Origin of the sequence: Streptomyces sp. H27-H5 (assembly GCF_026627505.1) — a bacterium.
Lineage (GTDB): Bacteria > Actinomycetota > Actinomycetes > Streptomycetales > Streptomycetaceae > Streptomyces.
This window is the reverse complement of sequence record NZ_JAPNLK010000007.1, coordinates 1-13,705: the sequence shown is the minus strand read 5'-3', so window position 1 is coordinate 13,705 and position 13,705 is coordinate 1. Positions and strand designations below refer to the sequence as shown.

Here is a 13,705-nt window from a genome sequence, read left to right as displayed (position 1 = left end):
CGGCGCGCGCGGTACCCCCGCACCTGACGAGGAGAACGTGGTGATCCCTTCCGCATCCACCCTGGCCTTCGTGGAGAGCCCGGTCCAGCTGCTGAACGTGCTGGAGTGGGCCCACGCGCGCCGCGCCGACGACGGAACCGCCCGCGCCGACGACGGGACCGCCCGCCCGGCCGGCGGCCGGCTGCTGGACGGCGTCCCGAGCCAGCCGGGGCGATCCGCCGGCCGCGCCGGCGGGCCCAGCACCCTGCCCGGCTCCGGTGCGTCGGGCCCGCAGGCGCCGACGATCGTGGTCCTCCCGCCCACCGACCCGATGTCCCGGGGGCAGCTCCGCCGGGTCGCCGGGCTCGCCCGCGACGAGGGGTACACCGTCCATTGGCAGGAGGCGCGCGGGGGCGCCGGCGCCCCGTTCAAGGCGCTGGCCGCGCTCGCCGCCGACGTCCGCAGGGCCGAGCGGATCGTGGTCGGCGACCCCTTCTCCCGCTTCGTCCAGCTCCTGCTGGCCCCGGCGCGGGCCGCCGAACTGGTGGTCGTCGACGACGGCACCGCCACCATGGAGTTCGTCGCGCAGCTCGGGCGCGGGGAGCGGCTGCGCCGCTGGCACCGCACGGGGTCCGGCGCCGGGGCCCGGGTGCGCGAGCTGGCGTACGCCCCGGTGTCGGGGACCGCGCGTCGCAGGCTGACCCCGGGCGGCGACCGTCGCCGGGTGGAGGTGTTCACCTCGATGCCGGTCACCCCGCTGCCCGGGATGGAGGTACGGCTCAACGACTTCGCCTGGACCCGGGCCCGTTTCGGCCCGCCCCGCCTGACCAGGGGAACGGACCTGGTCGGCACCTCGCTCGTGGAGACGGGCGTGGTGGATCCGGCCCGCTACCGGGCCGCAGTCCTGGCCCTGACCAGGGAACACGGCGCGACCCGCTACTTCGCGCACCGCCGCGAGTCCCCGGAGAAGCTGCGCGAGCTGAGCGAGGCGACCGGGCTGGAGATCGTGCGCCCGGACCTGCCGCTGGAGCTGATCGCCCGGCGGGGGCCGGTGGGCCGCACCATCGTCAGCTTTCCGTCCACGGTCGTCCACACGCTGCCGTACGCCCTGATCGGCACCGGCGTCACCGTGGCCGTGTGCGAGGTCGATCCCGACTGGCTCACCGCCGGCGCCTCGCCGCGGGCCCGCGGCTTCCTCGCCGGGGTCACCGACACCGCCCGTGATGTGCGCAGACTCCCCGCTCAGACCGCTCCGGCGGCCGGATGAGCGCGCGAGTTTACCCGCGCACGCATACGGTCATGCGTCCAGAGGTCGGGTTTCTTTCCCCTAACGGCATGAACTTTTTGTGATCTCCAGCCAGTTGGCCCGTCGGTGGGCCTACCCTTAAACGGGTGAACCAGTTGATGTCCCGCGAGTCCCAGACCGCCCTGCCCGGCAAGCCCGACCAGCCCGAGCTGCCCGGCAAGCTTCCGGACCACCTGCGTGCCGAACTGATCGCCTTCCGCCGGGACTTGCACATGCATCCCGAGTTGGGACACCAGGAGGTCCGCACCACGGCGGCGATCAAGGCCCGGCTGGAACAGGCCGGCCTGCGACCACGGGTGCTGAAGTCCGGCACCGGCCTCATCTGTGACGTGGGGACGCGGGACGGCGGCCGGCCGATGCTGGCCCTGCGCGCGGACATCGACGCCCTGCCCATCCCGGACGCCAAGGTGCACGTCGAGTACCGGTCCACCATCCCGGACCGCGCGCACGCCTGCGGACACGACGTCCACACCTCGGTCGTGCTCGGCGCCGGCCTGGTGCTCGCCGAACTCGACCGGCAGGGCCTGCTCCCGAACCCCGTGCGCCTGCTCTTCCAGCCCGCCGAGGAGGTCCTGCCCGGCGGGGCCAGCGACGCCATCGAATCCGGGGTGCTCGACGGCGTCGGCAAGATCATCGCGGTGCACTGCGACCCCCGGGTGGACTCGGGGCGGATCGGACTGCGGGCCGGCCCGATCACCTCGGCCTGTGACCGCCTGGAGGTCACCCTGGCCGGCCCCGGCGGCCACACCGCCCGCCCGCACCTGACCACCGACCTGGTGACGGCCGCCGCGCGGGTCGCCGTGGACGTCCCGGCCGTGCTGGCCCGCCGGCTGGACGCCCGGTCGGGCATGTCGGTCACCTGGGGCCGGATCGAGTCCGGGCACGCCTGCAACGTCATCCCGATGCACGCGGAACTGTCGGGGACGGTTCGCTGCCTGGACATCAACGCCTGGCACGAGGCCCCCGACCAGATCCACGCCGCCATCGACGAGATCGCGACCCTGCACGGGGCCAAGTCGGAGATCACCTACGTCCGGGGCGTCCCGCCGGTGGTCAACGACCCGGTGGTCACCGAACTGCTCCGCGAGTCCATGGCGGCCCGGCTCGGCGCGGAGTCGATCGAGGACACCGAGCAGAGCCTGGGCGGGGAGGACTTCTCCTGGTACCTGGAGGACGTCCCCGGCGCCATGGCCCGCCTGGGCGTCCGCAAGCCCGGGGACACGACCAAGAAGGACCTGCACCGGGGCGACTTCGACGTCGACGAGTCCGCGATCGGGGTCGGCGTGGAGTTCTTCACCGCCGCGGCCCTGCTCGACGGGCGAGTCGAGGCCCGATTCGACGCCCACCGGGGGCGATCGGCCGGATAACACCGCCCGCTCGACGCCGACCTCACGGCGTCCCTACATCATCCGGTGGCCGGTCGGTATACGTGTCCAGCCCTTGGTACGCAAGGGCTGGACACAAGAGGAGTCACCGATCGGTCACTGTCCGGTTCGCGACGATCCGATAACGACTCATGAACGGGCCTTTAACTGACATCTACGCGCGTTACGATCGCCGCGAAACCAGCGCCGGTCGTGGCGCTTCGGTCAGGTTTTGAAGGAGCCTCCCCTTGCGCCGGATCACCAGGATCGCCACCGTGGGCCTCGCGTCCGCCGCGCTGGCCCTCTCGGCCACCGCCTGTGGCGGTAAGAAGTCGTCTGACAGCCCCTCGTCCTCCTCCTCGGAGACGAAGGCCGCCGCCGGCGCCGCCATCGCGTACGACATCGGTGGCCGCGGCGACCAGTCGTTCAACGACGCCGCCTTCGCGGGTCTCGAGAAGGCCAAGTCGGAGCTGAAGATCACCACCGCCGAGGCGGAGCCCACGGACGGCGAGGGCGAGGCCGACAAGGTCCAGCGCCTCACCGAGCTGGCCCGCAAGGGCAACAACCCGGTCATCGGCGTCGGTTTCGCCTATGCCCCGGCCATCAAGAAGGTCGCGCCGAAGTTCCCGAACACCACGTTCGGCATCATCGACGACACCTCGGTGACCGGCAAGAACATCGCCAACCTGGTCTTCAACGAGGAGCAGGGTTCCTACCTGGCCGGCGTCGCCGCCGCCAAGGTCTCGAAGACCGGCACGGTCGGCTTCATCGGCGGTGTCGAGGTTCCGCTGATCAAGAAGTTCGAGGCGGGCTTCACCCAGGGCGTCAAGGACACCAACCCGAACGCCAAGGTGCTGTCGGCCTACCTGACGCAGCCCCCGGACTTCGGTGGCTTCTCCAAGCCCGACCTGGGCAAGGCCGCCGCCAACGGCCAGATCGACGCGGGCGGCGCCGACGTGGTCTACGCCGCCGCCGGTCTCGCGGGCTCCGGTGCCATCGAGGCCGCCTCGGCCAAGGGCAAGTGGGCCATCGGCGTCGACTCCGACCAGTACAACCAGGCCGGTCTGTCGAAGTACAAGGACCGCATCCTGACCTCGGTCACCAAGGACGTCTCCGACTCGGTCTACAACCTGATCAAGTCGGTCAAGGACGGCAAGCCGGAGAACGGCGAGATCCGTTACGGCCTGGACAAGGACGGCGTCGGCCTGGCCGACTCCAACCCCGAGTACAAGAAGATGGCTGAAGTCATCGCCGCGGTGGAGAAGGCCAAGGCCGACATCATCGCCAAGAAGATCACCGTCAAGACCGCCCCGTAAGGGCCGTCCGACATGCGGTAATGGTCTCCGGGGTCCGGGAAGCGGTCTCTATCGCTCCCGGGCCCCGAGCCGTGTTCGGTGTTCCTTGTGGTCAGTTGGCCGCAAGTTTTCACTTTCGACAGTGCTACGCGCGTAGAGGCATCGTGGACGCGATACCTTCTCTCCCCGCCCTGTCCTCCTGCCTCCAGCTCCTTCCGCGCCAAGGAGAGTGCGTCATCAACGCGTCCAGCCCCCCTCTCGCCGTAGAACTGCACGGCATCACCAAGCGTTTCCCCGGCGTCGTCGCCAACAAGGACATCGCGATCACCGTCCGCAAGGGCACGGTCCACGCCCTCGTCGGTGAGAACGGCGCCGGCAAGTCGACCCTGATGAAGATCCTCTACGGCATGCAGAAGCCGGACGAGGGCACCATCGCCATCGACGGGGAGCAGGTCACCTTCTCCAGCCCCGGCGACGCCATCGCCCGCGGCATCGGCATGGTGCACCAGCACTTCATGCTGGCCGACAACCTCACCGTCCTGGAGAACGTGGTTCTCGGCGGCGAGAAGCTCTACGGCATCGGCGCCAAGGCCCGCAAGAAGATCAAGGAGATCTCGGACGCGTACGGCCTCGGCGTGCGCCCCGACGCCCTGGTCGAGGACCTCGGAGTCGCCGACCGCCAGCGCGTGGAGATCCTCAAGGTCCTCTACCGCGGCGCGAAGATCCTCATCCTCGACGAGCCGACCGCCGTGCTCGTGCCGCAGGAGGTGGACGCGCTCTTCGACAACCTGCGCGAGCTCAAGGCCGAAGGCCTGACCGTCATCTTCATCTCGCACAAGCTGGGCGAGGTCCTGAAGGTCGCGGACGACATCACCGTCATCCGTCGCGGCACCACGGTCGGCACCGCCGACCCGCGCAACACCACCACCAAGCAGCTCGCCGAGCTGATGGTCGGCTCCGAACTCCCTTCCCCGGAGACCCGCGAGTCGACCGTGACGGACGTCCCGATGCTGAAGGTGGCGGGTCTGACCGTCGCCGAGGGTGGTCTTCCCCCCGTCAACACCGAGGACACCGCGCGCACGCCGGGCCTGCCCGACGCCTTCGTCCACGAGTTGACCGGCGTCGGCCGCCTGCTCCTGGACGACATCGCCTTCACGATCCACAAGGGCGAGGTCCTCGGCATCGCGGGCGTCGAGGGCAACGGCCAGACCGAGTTGATCGAAGCCCTGATGGGCATGACCACCCCGGACGCCGGCGTCATCACCCTCGACGGCACCGAGATCACCAAGGCGTCGGTCCGCAAGCGCCGCGAGGGCGGCATCGGGTACATCCCCGAGGACCGCCACCGGCACGGCCTGCTGCTGGAGTCCCCGCTGTGGGAGAACCGCATCCTGGGTCACGTCACCGAGTCGCCGAACTCCAAGCGCGGCATCCTCGACCCGAAGGCCGCCCGCAAGGACACCGAGCGGATCGTGCGCGAGTACGACGTCCGCACGCCCGGCATCGAGGTGACCGCGGCCTCGCTCTCCGGCGGCAACCAGCAGAAGCTGATCGTCGGCCGCGAGATGAGCCACAACCCGAAGTTCCTCATCGCCGCCCACCCCACCCGCGGTGTGGACGTCGGCGCGCAGGCGCAGATCTGGGACGCCATCCGCGAGGCCCGCCGCGAGGGACTGGCCGTACTCCTGATCTCCGCGGACCTGGACGAGCTGATCGGCCTGTCCGACACCCTGCGCGTGATCTACCGCGGCCGCCTGGTCGCGGACGCGGACCCCGCGACCGTCACCCCCGAGGAACTCGGCACCGCCATGACGGGCGCCGCCTCCGGGCACCTGGAAGCCACCGACAACCACTCCGCCGGTACCGACGCTGGTGCCGATGCCCCGGAGGACGAGGCCCGATGAAGAAATTCGACAAGGACCGGCTGCTCCTCGGCTTCGCCGGCCCCGCGCTCGCGCTGGTCAGCGCCTTCCTGCTGACCATGGTCGTGCTGGCCGCGACGGGCGTGGACCCGATCGAGCCCATGCGACTCATGGTCGAGAACGCCTCCTATGAGGACGTGCAGGTCCTCATCGTGAACCAGGCCGGTACGTACTACCTGGCGGCCTTGGCCGTGGCCATCGGCTTCCGGATGAACCTCTTCAACATCGGCGTCGACGGCCAGTACCGCCTCGCCGCGATGATCTCGGCCGTGGTCGGCACCGCCGTCACCCTGCCGGGTCCGCTGCACATCCTGCTGATCGTGGTCGTCGCCATGCTGACCGGTGCCTTCTGGGCCGGCATCGCGGGTGTCCTGAAGGCCAAGCGCGGGGTCAGCGAGGTCGTCTCCACGATCATGCTGAACGCCATCGCGACCAGCCTGATCGCCTGGCTGATCCTGCCGAAGAACCTCGGCATCCAGCCGGAGGGCTCCAACGACCTGACCACGGGCGACATCGCCGAGTCCGGCTGGTTCCCGGCGCTGTCCATCGGTGACGGCCTGGAGATCTACGGCTTCACCTTCGTGGCCTTCGCCCTCGGCATCGTCTACTGGTTCGTGCTCAACCGCACCCGCTTCGGCTTCGACCTGCGCGCCACCGGCGCCAGCGAGTCCGCCGCCCAGGCGTCCGGCGTGGACGCCAAGAAGATGATCATCACCTCGATGCTGATCTCGGGCGCCGTCGCCGGCCTGTCCGGCATGCCGCAGCTGCTGGGCGAGACCCACACGTACAACCTCTCCTTCCCGGTCGGTGTCGGCTTCACGGGCATCACCATCGCGCTGCTCGGCCGCAACAGCCCGGTCGGCATCCTCCTCGCCGCGTTCCTGATGGCCTTCATCGACAAGGCCTCGGCCTCGCTCGACACGGCCGGGTACGCGAAGGAGATCGGCACGATCATGAAGGGCCTCATCGTGATCGCGGTCGTCGTCTCGTACGAGCTCGTCCGCCGTTACGGCATCCGCCGCCAGCAGCAGAAGGTCGGCGAGGAACTGGCCGCGGGCCACGCCATCAAGACCGACAAGGAGGTCGCGGCGTGAGCACCAGCACCGTTTCCGCGACGGCCGCCGCCCCGAAGAAGTCCGGCGGCCGCCAGAAGCTCAGCCTGCCCTGGATCATGCTGATCATCGCGGGTGGCCTCGCGCTGATCTCGCTGGTCCGCGTCATCAGCGGTGCCAACGACCTGACCTCGGTCGGTCAGGTGTCGGGCGCCCTGTCCCTCGCCGTGCCGATCGGCCTCGCCGGTCTCGGCGGTCTGTGGGCCGAACGCGCGGGCGTCGTCAACATCGGCCTCGAAGGCATGATGATCCTCGGCACCTGGTTCGGTGCCTGGGCCGGTTACCAGTGGGGCCCCTGGACCGGCGTGATGGCCGGCATCATCGGTGGCGCCATCGGCGGCCTGCTGCACGCGATCATCACGATCACCTTCAACGTCAACCACATCGTCTCCGGTGTGGCCGTGAACATCCTCGCCCTGGGCTTCACCCAGTACCTGTCGAACTTCACGTTCGCGGACGCGCCGGGCGGCTCCTCCAAGCAGTCCCCGTCGATCGAACCGATCTACAAGATCACCGTGCCGGGGTTGTCCGACTGGATGTCCGACCTCCAGGGCAAGCACTGGTTCTTCATCTCGGACCTGGCCGGCGTCATCGGCGGTCTGGTCACCGAGCTTTCGCTGCTGACCGTCGTCGCGCTGCTGCTGATCCCGGGCACCTGGTGGGTGCTGTGGCGCACCACCTTCGGCCTGCGGCTGCGGTCCTGCGGCGAGAACCCGGTGGCCGCCGAGTCCCTCGGCGTCAACGTGTACAAGTACAAGTACATCGCCGTGATCGTCTCGGGCAGCCTGGCCGGCCTCGGCGGCGCGTTCCTGTCGATCGTCGCCAGCTCGATCTACCAGGAGGGGCAGACCGGCGGCCGCGGTTACATCGGTCTCGCCGCGATGATCTTCGGTAACTGGATGCCCGGCGGGATGGCGCTCGGCGCGGGCCTGTTCGGCTTCATCGACAGCCTCAAGCTGCGCGGTGGCGCCGAGAACGTCCACGCGCTGCTGCTGCTCGTCGCGATCGTGCTCCTGCTCGCCGCGCTCTGGCAGGGCTACAAGAAGAAGTACGTCCCGGCGGCCGTCTCCGCGGTCTTCGCCGTGCTGATCTTCCTCTGGTACGCCGTGACCGACTCGGTCCCGAGCCAGTTCGTGGACGCCGCCCCGTACGTCACCACCCTGCTGGTGCTCGCGCTCTCCGCGCAGCGCCTGAGGATGCCCAAGGCCGACGGCATGCCGTACCGCAAGGGTCAGGGCAAGTGACGACGGCCGACGCCCCCGACTGGGACGGCCTGCGCAAGGCGGCCCGGGACGCGATGTCCCGGGCGTACGCCCCCTACTCGGGCTTCCCGGTCGGGGTGGCGGCGCTGGTCGACGACGGCCGCACCATCGTCGGCTGCAACGTGGAGAACGCCAGCTACGGCCTCGGCCTGTGCGCCGAGTGCGGGCTGGTGTCCTCCCTCCAGGCCACGGGCGGCGGCCGGCTGACGCACTTCACGTGCGTGGACGGCAAGGGCGACATCCTGGTCCCGTGCGGCCGCTGTCGCCAGCTGCTGTTCGAGTTCGGCGGCCCCGAACTCCAGGTGGAGACGCCGGAGGGCATCCTGCCGCTCTCCGCGATGCTCCCGCAGGCCTTCGGGCCCGACCACCTCAGATAGCCGCATCCCTGTGACGGCCCTTCCGCCCGCGGGCGGAAGGGCCGTTCCCCTTCACCCCTCCATGCCACCCCGCATGTCTCTATGCGCGTAGAGTTTTCGAACGTACGCACCGCCGGAAGGAAGTCACCCTCATGGACGTCATCTCCGTCATCCGCACCAAGCGCGACCGCGGCGAACTCAGCCCCGAGCAGATCGACTGGGTCATCGACGCGTACACGCGCGGCGTGGTCGCCGACGAGCAGATGTCCTCGCTGGCGATGGCCATCCTGCTCAACGGCATGAACCGCGGCGAGATCGCCCGCTGGACCGCCGCGATGATCGCCTCCGGCGAGCGGATGAACTTCGATTCCCTCTCCCGCCCCACCGCCGACAAGCACTCCACCGGCGGCGTCGGCGACAAGATCACCCTCCCGCTCGCCCCGCTCGTCGCCGCCTGCGGCGCGGCCGTCCCGCAGCTCTCCGGCCGCGGCCTCGGCCACACCGGCGGCACCCTGGACAAGCTGGAGTCCATCCCCGGCTGGCGCGCCCTGCTCTCCAACGAGGAGATGCTGCACGTCCTCGACACCACCGGCGCCGTCATCTGCGCGGCGGGCGACGGCTTGGCCCCGGCCGACAAGAAGCTGTACGCGCTGCGCGACGTCACCGGCACCGTCGAGGCCATCCCGCTCATCGCCTCCTCGATCATGTCGAAGAAGATCGCCGAGGGCACCGGCTCCCTGGTCCTGGACGTCAAGGTCGGCAGCGGCGCCTTCATGAAGAACATCGAGGACGCGCGCGAGCTCGCCTCGACGATGGTCGCCCTCGGCACCGACAGCGGCGTCAAGACCATCGCCCTGCTCACCGACATGTCCACCCCGCTCGGTCTGACCGCCGGCAACGCGCTGGAGATCCGCGAGTCCGTCGAGGTCCTCGCCGGCGGCGGCCCCTCCGACGTGGTCGAGCTGACCCTGGCCCTGGCCCGCGAGATGCTGGACGCGGCGGGCATCAAGGACGCCGACCCGGAGAAGGCCCTGGCCGACGGCTCCGCGATGGACGTCTGGCGCCGGATGATCTCCGCCCAGGGCGGCGACCCGGACGCGGCCCTGCCGGTGGCCCGCGAGCAGCACGTGGTCACCGCCCCCGAGTCCGGCGTGCTGACCCGCCTGGACGCCTACGGCGTGGGCGTCGGCGCCTGGCGCCTGGGCGCCGGCCGCGCGCGCAAGGAGGACCCGGTGCAGGCCGGCGCGGGCATCGAAATGCACGCCAAGCCGGGTGACACCGTGGTGGCGGGCCAGCCGCTGATGACCCTGCACACCGACACCCCGGAGAAGTTCGACTACGCGCTGTCCGCGCTGGACGGCACCTTCGACATCGCCGCGGCGGGAACCCCGTTCACCGCCACGCCGATCGTCCTGGACCGCATCGCCTGACCAGCGGCCGCCTTCGGGTGAACGGGACCGGTGGACCCCCACCGGTCCCGTTCGTCGTACCGGGACAGGGACCGGGGCCGGGGTCTGGGTCGGAGCCGGCGTCACGCGGGGTCGGGGCCACCGCCGGGGCACGCCGGGATCGAGACCGGGATCGGGATCGGGATGTGGATCGGGATCCGGGACCGATGAGTTCGGGTCCCCCCGGAGGTCCACCCTGGTGTGGACACGACGGAATCCGAATCCCTGACCGTCCCCGGGCCCGCTCCGCTGCCCCGGGATGTCGCCGCGCTCTGCGAACGCATCGGCCGGCTCGCCCGGGACGGCCCCCGCGAGGTGGCGTGCGACGTCAGCGCGCTGACCCGGCCCGGCCTCGGCGTCGTGGACGCGGTGGCCCGACTGGCCCTCGCGGCCCGCCGGGCCGGCGTCCGGCTCCGGCTCACCGGCGCCGGACCCTCCCTGCGCGTGCTACTGGCCCTCGTCGGTCTCGTCGAGTTGCTGGGGGAGCCCGAAGAGCGGGAACCACCGGGCGGTGTCCAGGAAGGCGTTGAGCCCGACGATCTTCCCGTCTGAGATCTCCAGCACCTGGAGCGCCCACGGCTCGTGCCCCGGACGTCCGTCCTCGCGCGGCCGGTACTGGCCGAAGGCCGGCATGCCGTTCGCCGTGGTCGCGATCAGCCGGGAGCCCTTGCAGCCGATGCCCTGGTTCAGGTGCCAGGCCGCGATGTCCTCGTGGCCGCGGAGCCAGAGGTCGAACGGCGGCATCGACAGCACGGCGTCCTCGTGCAGGAGGGTGGTGAGGCGGGTGATGTCATACGCCTCGAAGGCGCTCAGGTACTGCTCCAGCAGTCTCGCCTGGTCCGCGTCCAACGGGTCCGCCGGGTCGCTCTCCCGGATCCCCTGACCGGCGAGCGTCGCCCGCGCCCGCTGGAGCGCGCTGTTCACCGAGGCCACCGTGGTCTCCAGGAGGGTGGCGACCTCGTCGGCCTTCCAGGCCAGTACCTCGCGCAGGATCAGCACGGCCCGCTGCTTCGCCGGCAGGTGCTGGAGCGCCGCCACGAACGCCAGCCGGACCGACTCCTTGGCCAGCGCCATCTCCGCCGGGTCGGCGGTCTGCGGCAGCACCCGCCCGTCGGGGACCGGCTCCAACCACGTCACCTCGGGCCGCTCGTTCAGCACGGCGGAGGCCTGGTGCTGTGGGGCACTGAGGTCCATCGGGCGGGCCCGCTTGTTCCCCGCGTTCAGCAGGTCCAGGCAGACGTTGGTCGCGATCCGGTACAGCCAGGAGCGCAGCGAGGAGCGGCCCTCGAACTTCTCGTGGGCCCGCCAGGCACGGATGTACGTGTCCTGCACCGCGTCCTCGGCGTCGAAGGAGGAGCCGAGCATGCGGTAGCAGTAGCCGGTCAGTTCGACCCGGTAGCGGTCCATGGCCGCATCCAGCTCCGGGCTGGTCGCAAGGTCACTCATGGCGTCGATCCCCCTGGTCGGTCCGATACCCCGGAAGCTACCGGAGGGGTCTGACAATCGCCTGCGCAGCGCCCTGACCAGCCCGGACACGCCGACGGGGACGCGCCCTCGGGCACGTCCCCGCCACCGCTCCCTCAACGGGTACGCGTCACCGCGCCACCGCCGCGGCCATCGGCCGACGCTCGGAGCGGGCCGCGTGCGACCCGTACAGGGTGATCGACACGACGCCCAGCACCGCCAGCAGCGCGATCCCGACCGTCGCCGCCCAACCCGAGGCGTGGTAGGCGAGCGCGCCCAGGGTGCCGCCCGCGCTGGAGCCCAGGTAGTACGCGGACTGGTAGAGCGCCGAGGCCTGCGCCCGGCCCGTCTTCGCCGTCCGGCTCACCGCCGCCGAGGCCACCGCGTGCCCCGCGAAGAAGCCCGCGGTGATCAGCACCAGCCCGGCCAGGATCGCGGCGAGCGAGTCCGCCAGCGACAGCAGCAGCCCCAGCGCCGTCGTGGTCACGGCCAGGTACAGCGCGCCGCGCCGCCCGGCCCGCGCCACCAGCCGACCGGCGGCCGCGGAGGAGACCGTGCCGACCAGGTACACCAGGAAGACCGAGCCGACGACGCCCTGTCCGAGCGAGAACTCGTCGACCAGGCGGAACCCGACGACCGTGTACACCGCCCCGAAGACGGTCATGAACAGCGCGCCGATCCCGTACAGCCGCAGCAGCAGCGGATCCCGCAGGTGACCGGCGACCGTGCGGCCCATGGCGCGCGGGTTCAGCGAGGCCGGCCGGAAGAACCGGGCCCGGGGCAGCAGCACCAGGAACGCCACCGCGCAGGCCAGCGACATCAGCCCGACGGTCAGCAGACCGGCCCGCCAGCCCCACGCCTGCGCCGCCCATCCGGTGACGATGCGCCCGCTCATGCCGCCGATGGAGTTGCCCGCGACGAACAGGCCGATCGCCCCGACCAGCGCCTTCGGCCGGACCTCCTCGGCCAGGTACGCCATCGCGGAGGCCGGGATGCCGGCGATCGCCGCGCCCTGCACCGCGCGGAGCACGATCAGCCACTCCAGGTTCGGTGCGAAGGGGACGAGGAGCCCGAGAGCGACGGCGATCACCATCGACCAGGTCATCATCCGGGTCCGCCCGAACCGCTCGGACAGCGCGCTGAGCGGCAGGACGAACAGCGCGAGCGCGCCGGTGGCCGCGGACACCGTCCAACTGGCCTGCCCCGCCGTCACGCCGAAACCGGCGGAGACCGCGGGCAGCAGCGCCTGGGTGGAGTAGAGGAGGGCGAAGGTGGCGAGCCCGGCGGCGAAGAGCGCGAGGCTCATCCGGCGGTAGCCGGGGCGGCCGGGGGAGTGGGGCTCCGGTGCGGGAAACGACAAGGGGGAGGCACCCGGGATGACGGGTGCCCCGGTATGAGCGGGAGGCATGCCAAAACCGTAGGCCCGCGTTTTTGATGCGTCCAATGCATGGATTCGCCATAATCGATCCACTGCTGCATCACCACAGGTCACAGGGGCGCATGTCAATGAACCGTTACGAAGAAGACATGGCGGTGACACGTCTGCTGGCCCCTCGCCTCACCTGGTTCGTCGCCGTGGCCCGGCACGAGCACGTCACGCGCGCCGCCCACGAACTGGGCGTGCCGCAGTCCACCCTGTCCCGGGCCGTGGTCCGCCTCGAACAGGACCTGGGCGTCACGCTGTTCGCCCGCAAGGGCCGTACCGTCGCCCTCACCACCGCCGGACGCACCTTCCTCGCCTCGGCCGAAGGCGCCCTCGCGGAGATCGCCCGCGCGGCCGAGTCCGTACAACAGGACGCCGACCCCACCGCCGGCAAGGTCGCCTTCGGCTTCCTGCACACCCTGGGGTCCGAGACCGTCCCCGGCCTGATCCGCGCCTTCCGCGCCGACCACCCGCGCATCCGCTTCTCCCTCGTCCAGAACTACGGCGAGGCCATGCTGGAGCGGCTGCGCGCCGGCGAACTCGACCTCTGCCTCACCTCACCGCTGCCCGACGCCCCCGACCTGGTGGCCCGCCGCCTCGACGAGCAACGGCTGCGCCTGGTCGTGCCGGACGACCACCGCCTCGCCGACCCTGATGGTTAATTCGGTCAGGCTGTCAGGGCGAGTTCGAGGCGGGCGAGGTGGGTGGTTCTGGTCCGGTCGATGGGGTGGCCGTTCCACCAGGCGTGGAGTCGGATCAGGTTGAGGGCGACCG

At 70.8% G+C, this 13,705-nt stretch carries 11 protein-coding genes and 1 pseudogene; 10 read left to right on the top strand and 2 right to left on the bottom strand.

Going from position 1 to position 13,705, the window contains the following annotated elements:
• Positions 1–40 precede the first annotated feature (40 nt).
• From OTB19_RS04605 to OTB19_RS04565, 9 genes are all read left to right on the top strand, one after another.
• Entirely contained in the window at positions 41–1,246 is a 1,206-nt protein-coding gene (locus OTB19_RS04605; RefSeq protein ID WP_267796654.1) for a hypothetical protein, read from the top strand.
• Positions 1,247–1,383: 137 nt separating this feature from the next.
• Positions 1,384–2,652, top strand: a complete 1,269-nt coding sequence (locus tag OTB19_RS04600; protein WP_267796821.1) for an amidohydrolase — start codon at positions 1,384–1,386, stop codon at positions 2,650–2,652.
• 245 nt (positions 2,653–2,897) lie between these two features.
• Positions 2,898–3,965 carry a BMP family lipoprotein gene (locus OTB19_RS04595; RefSeq protein ID WP_267796653.1) on the top strand — a complete coding sequence of 356 codons (1,068 nt, stop codon included), beginning with the start codon at positions 2,898–2,900 and terminating at the stop codon, positions 3,963–3,965.
• A gap of 143 nt (positions 3,966–4,108) precedes the next feature.
• Positions 4,109–5,848 carry an ABC transporter ATP-binding protein gene (locus OTB19_RS04590; protein WP_420716794.1) on the top strand — a complete coding sequence of 580 codons (1,740 nt, stop codon included), beginning with the start codon at positions 4,109–4,111 and terminating at the stop codon, positions 5,846–5,848.
• Positions 5,845–6,960 carry an ABC transporter permease gene (locus OTB19_RS04585; protein WP_267796652.1) on the top strand — a complete coding sequence of 372 codons (1,116 nt, stop codon included), beginning with the start codon at positions 5,845–5,847 and terminating at the stop codon, positions 6,958–6,960. The genes OTB19_RS04590 and OTB19_RS04585 overlap by 4 nt, the downstream gene beginning before the upstream one ends.
• Entirely contained in the window at positions 6,957–8,222 is a 1,266-nt protein-coding gene (locus OTB19_RS04580; RefSeq protein ID WP_267796651.1) for an ABC transporter permease, read from the top strand. The genes OTB19_RS04585 and OTB19_RS04580 overlap by 4 nt, the downstream gene beginning before the upstream one ends.
• Positions 8,219–8,617, top strand: coding sequence for a cytidine deaminase (locus OTB19_RS04575; protein ID WP_078999525.1), 399 nt, complete (start codon positions 8,219–8,221; stop codon positions 8,615–8,617). The genes OTB19_RS04580 and OTB19_RS04575 overlap by 4 nt, the downstream gene beginning before the upstream one ends.
• A 131-nt stretch (positions 8,618–8,748) precedes the next feature.
• Entirely contained in the window at positions 8,749–10,026 is a 1,278-nt protein-coding gene (locus OTB19_RS04570; RefSeq protein ID WP_267796650.1) for a thymidine phosphorylase, read from the top strand.
• Between the two features lie 219 nt (positions 10,027–10,245).
• Positions 10,246–10,596: an STAS domain-containing protein gene (locus tag OTB19_RS04565; RefSeq protein WP_267796648.1), complete on the top strand. Its 351-nt coding sequence runs from the start codon at positions 10,246–10,248 to the stop codon at positions 10,594–10,596.
• Here the strand turns inward: OTB19_RS04565 and OTB19_RS04560 are convergent.
• Positions 10,492–11,490, bottom strand: coding sequence for a sigma-70 family RNA polymerase sigma factor (locus tag OTB19_RS04560; protein WP_267796647.1), 999 nt, complete (start codon positions 11,488–11,490; stop codon positions 10,492–10,494). The genes OTB19_RS04565 and OTB19_RS04560 overlap by 105 nt on opposite strands.
• 148 nt (positions 11,491–11,638) lie before the next feature.
• On the bottom strand, positions 11,639–12,916 hold the full coding sequence (locus OTB19_RS04555; protein ID WP_267796645.1) for an MFS transporter: 1,278 nt from the start codon (positions 12,914–12,916) through the stop codon (positions 11,639–11,641).
• Positions 12,917–13,014: 98 nt separating this feature from the next.
• Here OTB19_RS04555 and OTB19_RS04550 point away from each other — a divergent pair.
• A pseudogene (locus OTB19_RS04550) lies at positions 13,015–13,578 on the top strand (LysR family transcriptional regulator); the annotation flags it as partial.
• Between the last annotated feature and the right edge of the window lie 127 nt (positions 13,579–13,705).

What these genes read in the sequence shown, in the direction of transcription:
- OTB19_RS04600 (WP_267796821.1), top strand. Translation starts at nt 1,384, where the DNA reads ATGTCCCGCGAGTCCCAGACCGCCCTGCCCGGCAAGCCCGACCAGCCC.
- OTB19_RS04585 (WP_267796652.1), top strand. Translation starts at nt 5,845, where the DNA reads ATGAAGAAATTCGACAAGGACCGGCTGCTCCTCGGCTTCGCCGGCCCC.
- OTB19_RS04570 (WP_267796650.1), top strand. Translation starts at nt 8,749, where the DNA reads ATGGACGTCATCTCCGTCATCCGCACCAAGCGCGACCGCGGCGAACTC.
- OTB19_RS04560 (WP_267796647.1), bottom strand. Translation starts at nt 11,490, where the DNA reads ATGAGTGACCTTGCGACCAGCCCGGAGCTGGATGCGGCCATGGACCGC.
- OTB19_RS04555 (WP_267796645.1), bottom strand. Translation starts at nt 12,916, where the DNA reads ATGCCTCCCGCTCATACCGGGGCACCCGTCATCCCGGGTGCCTCCCCC.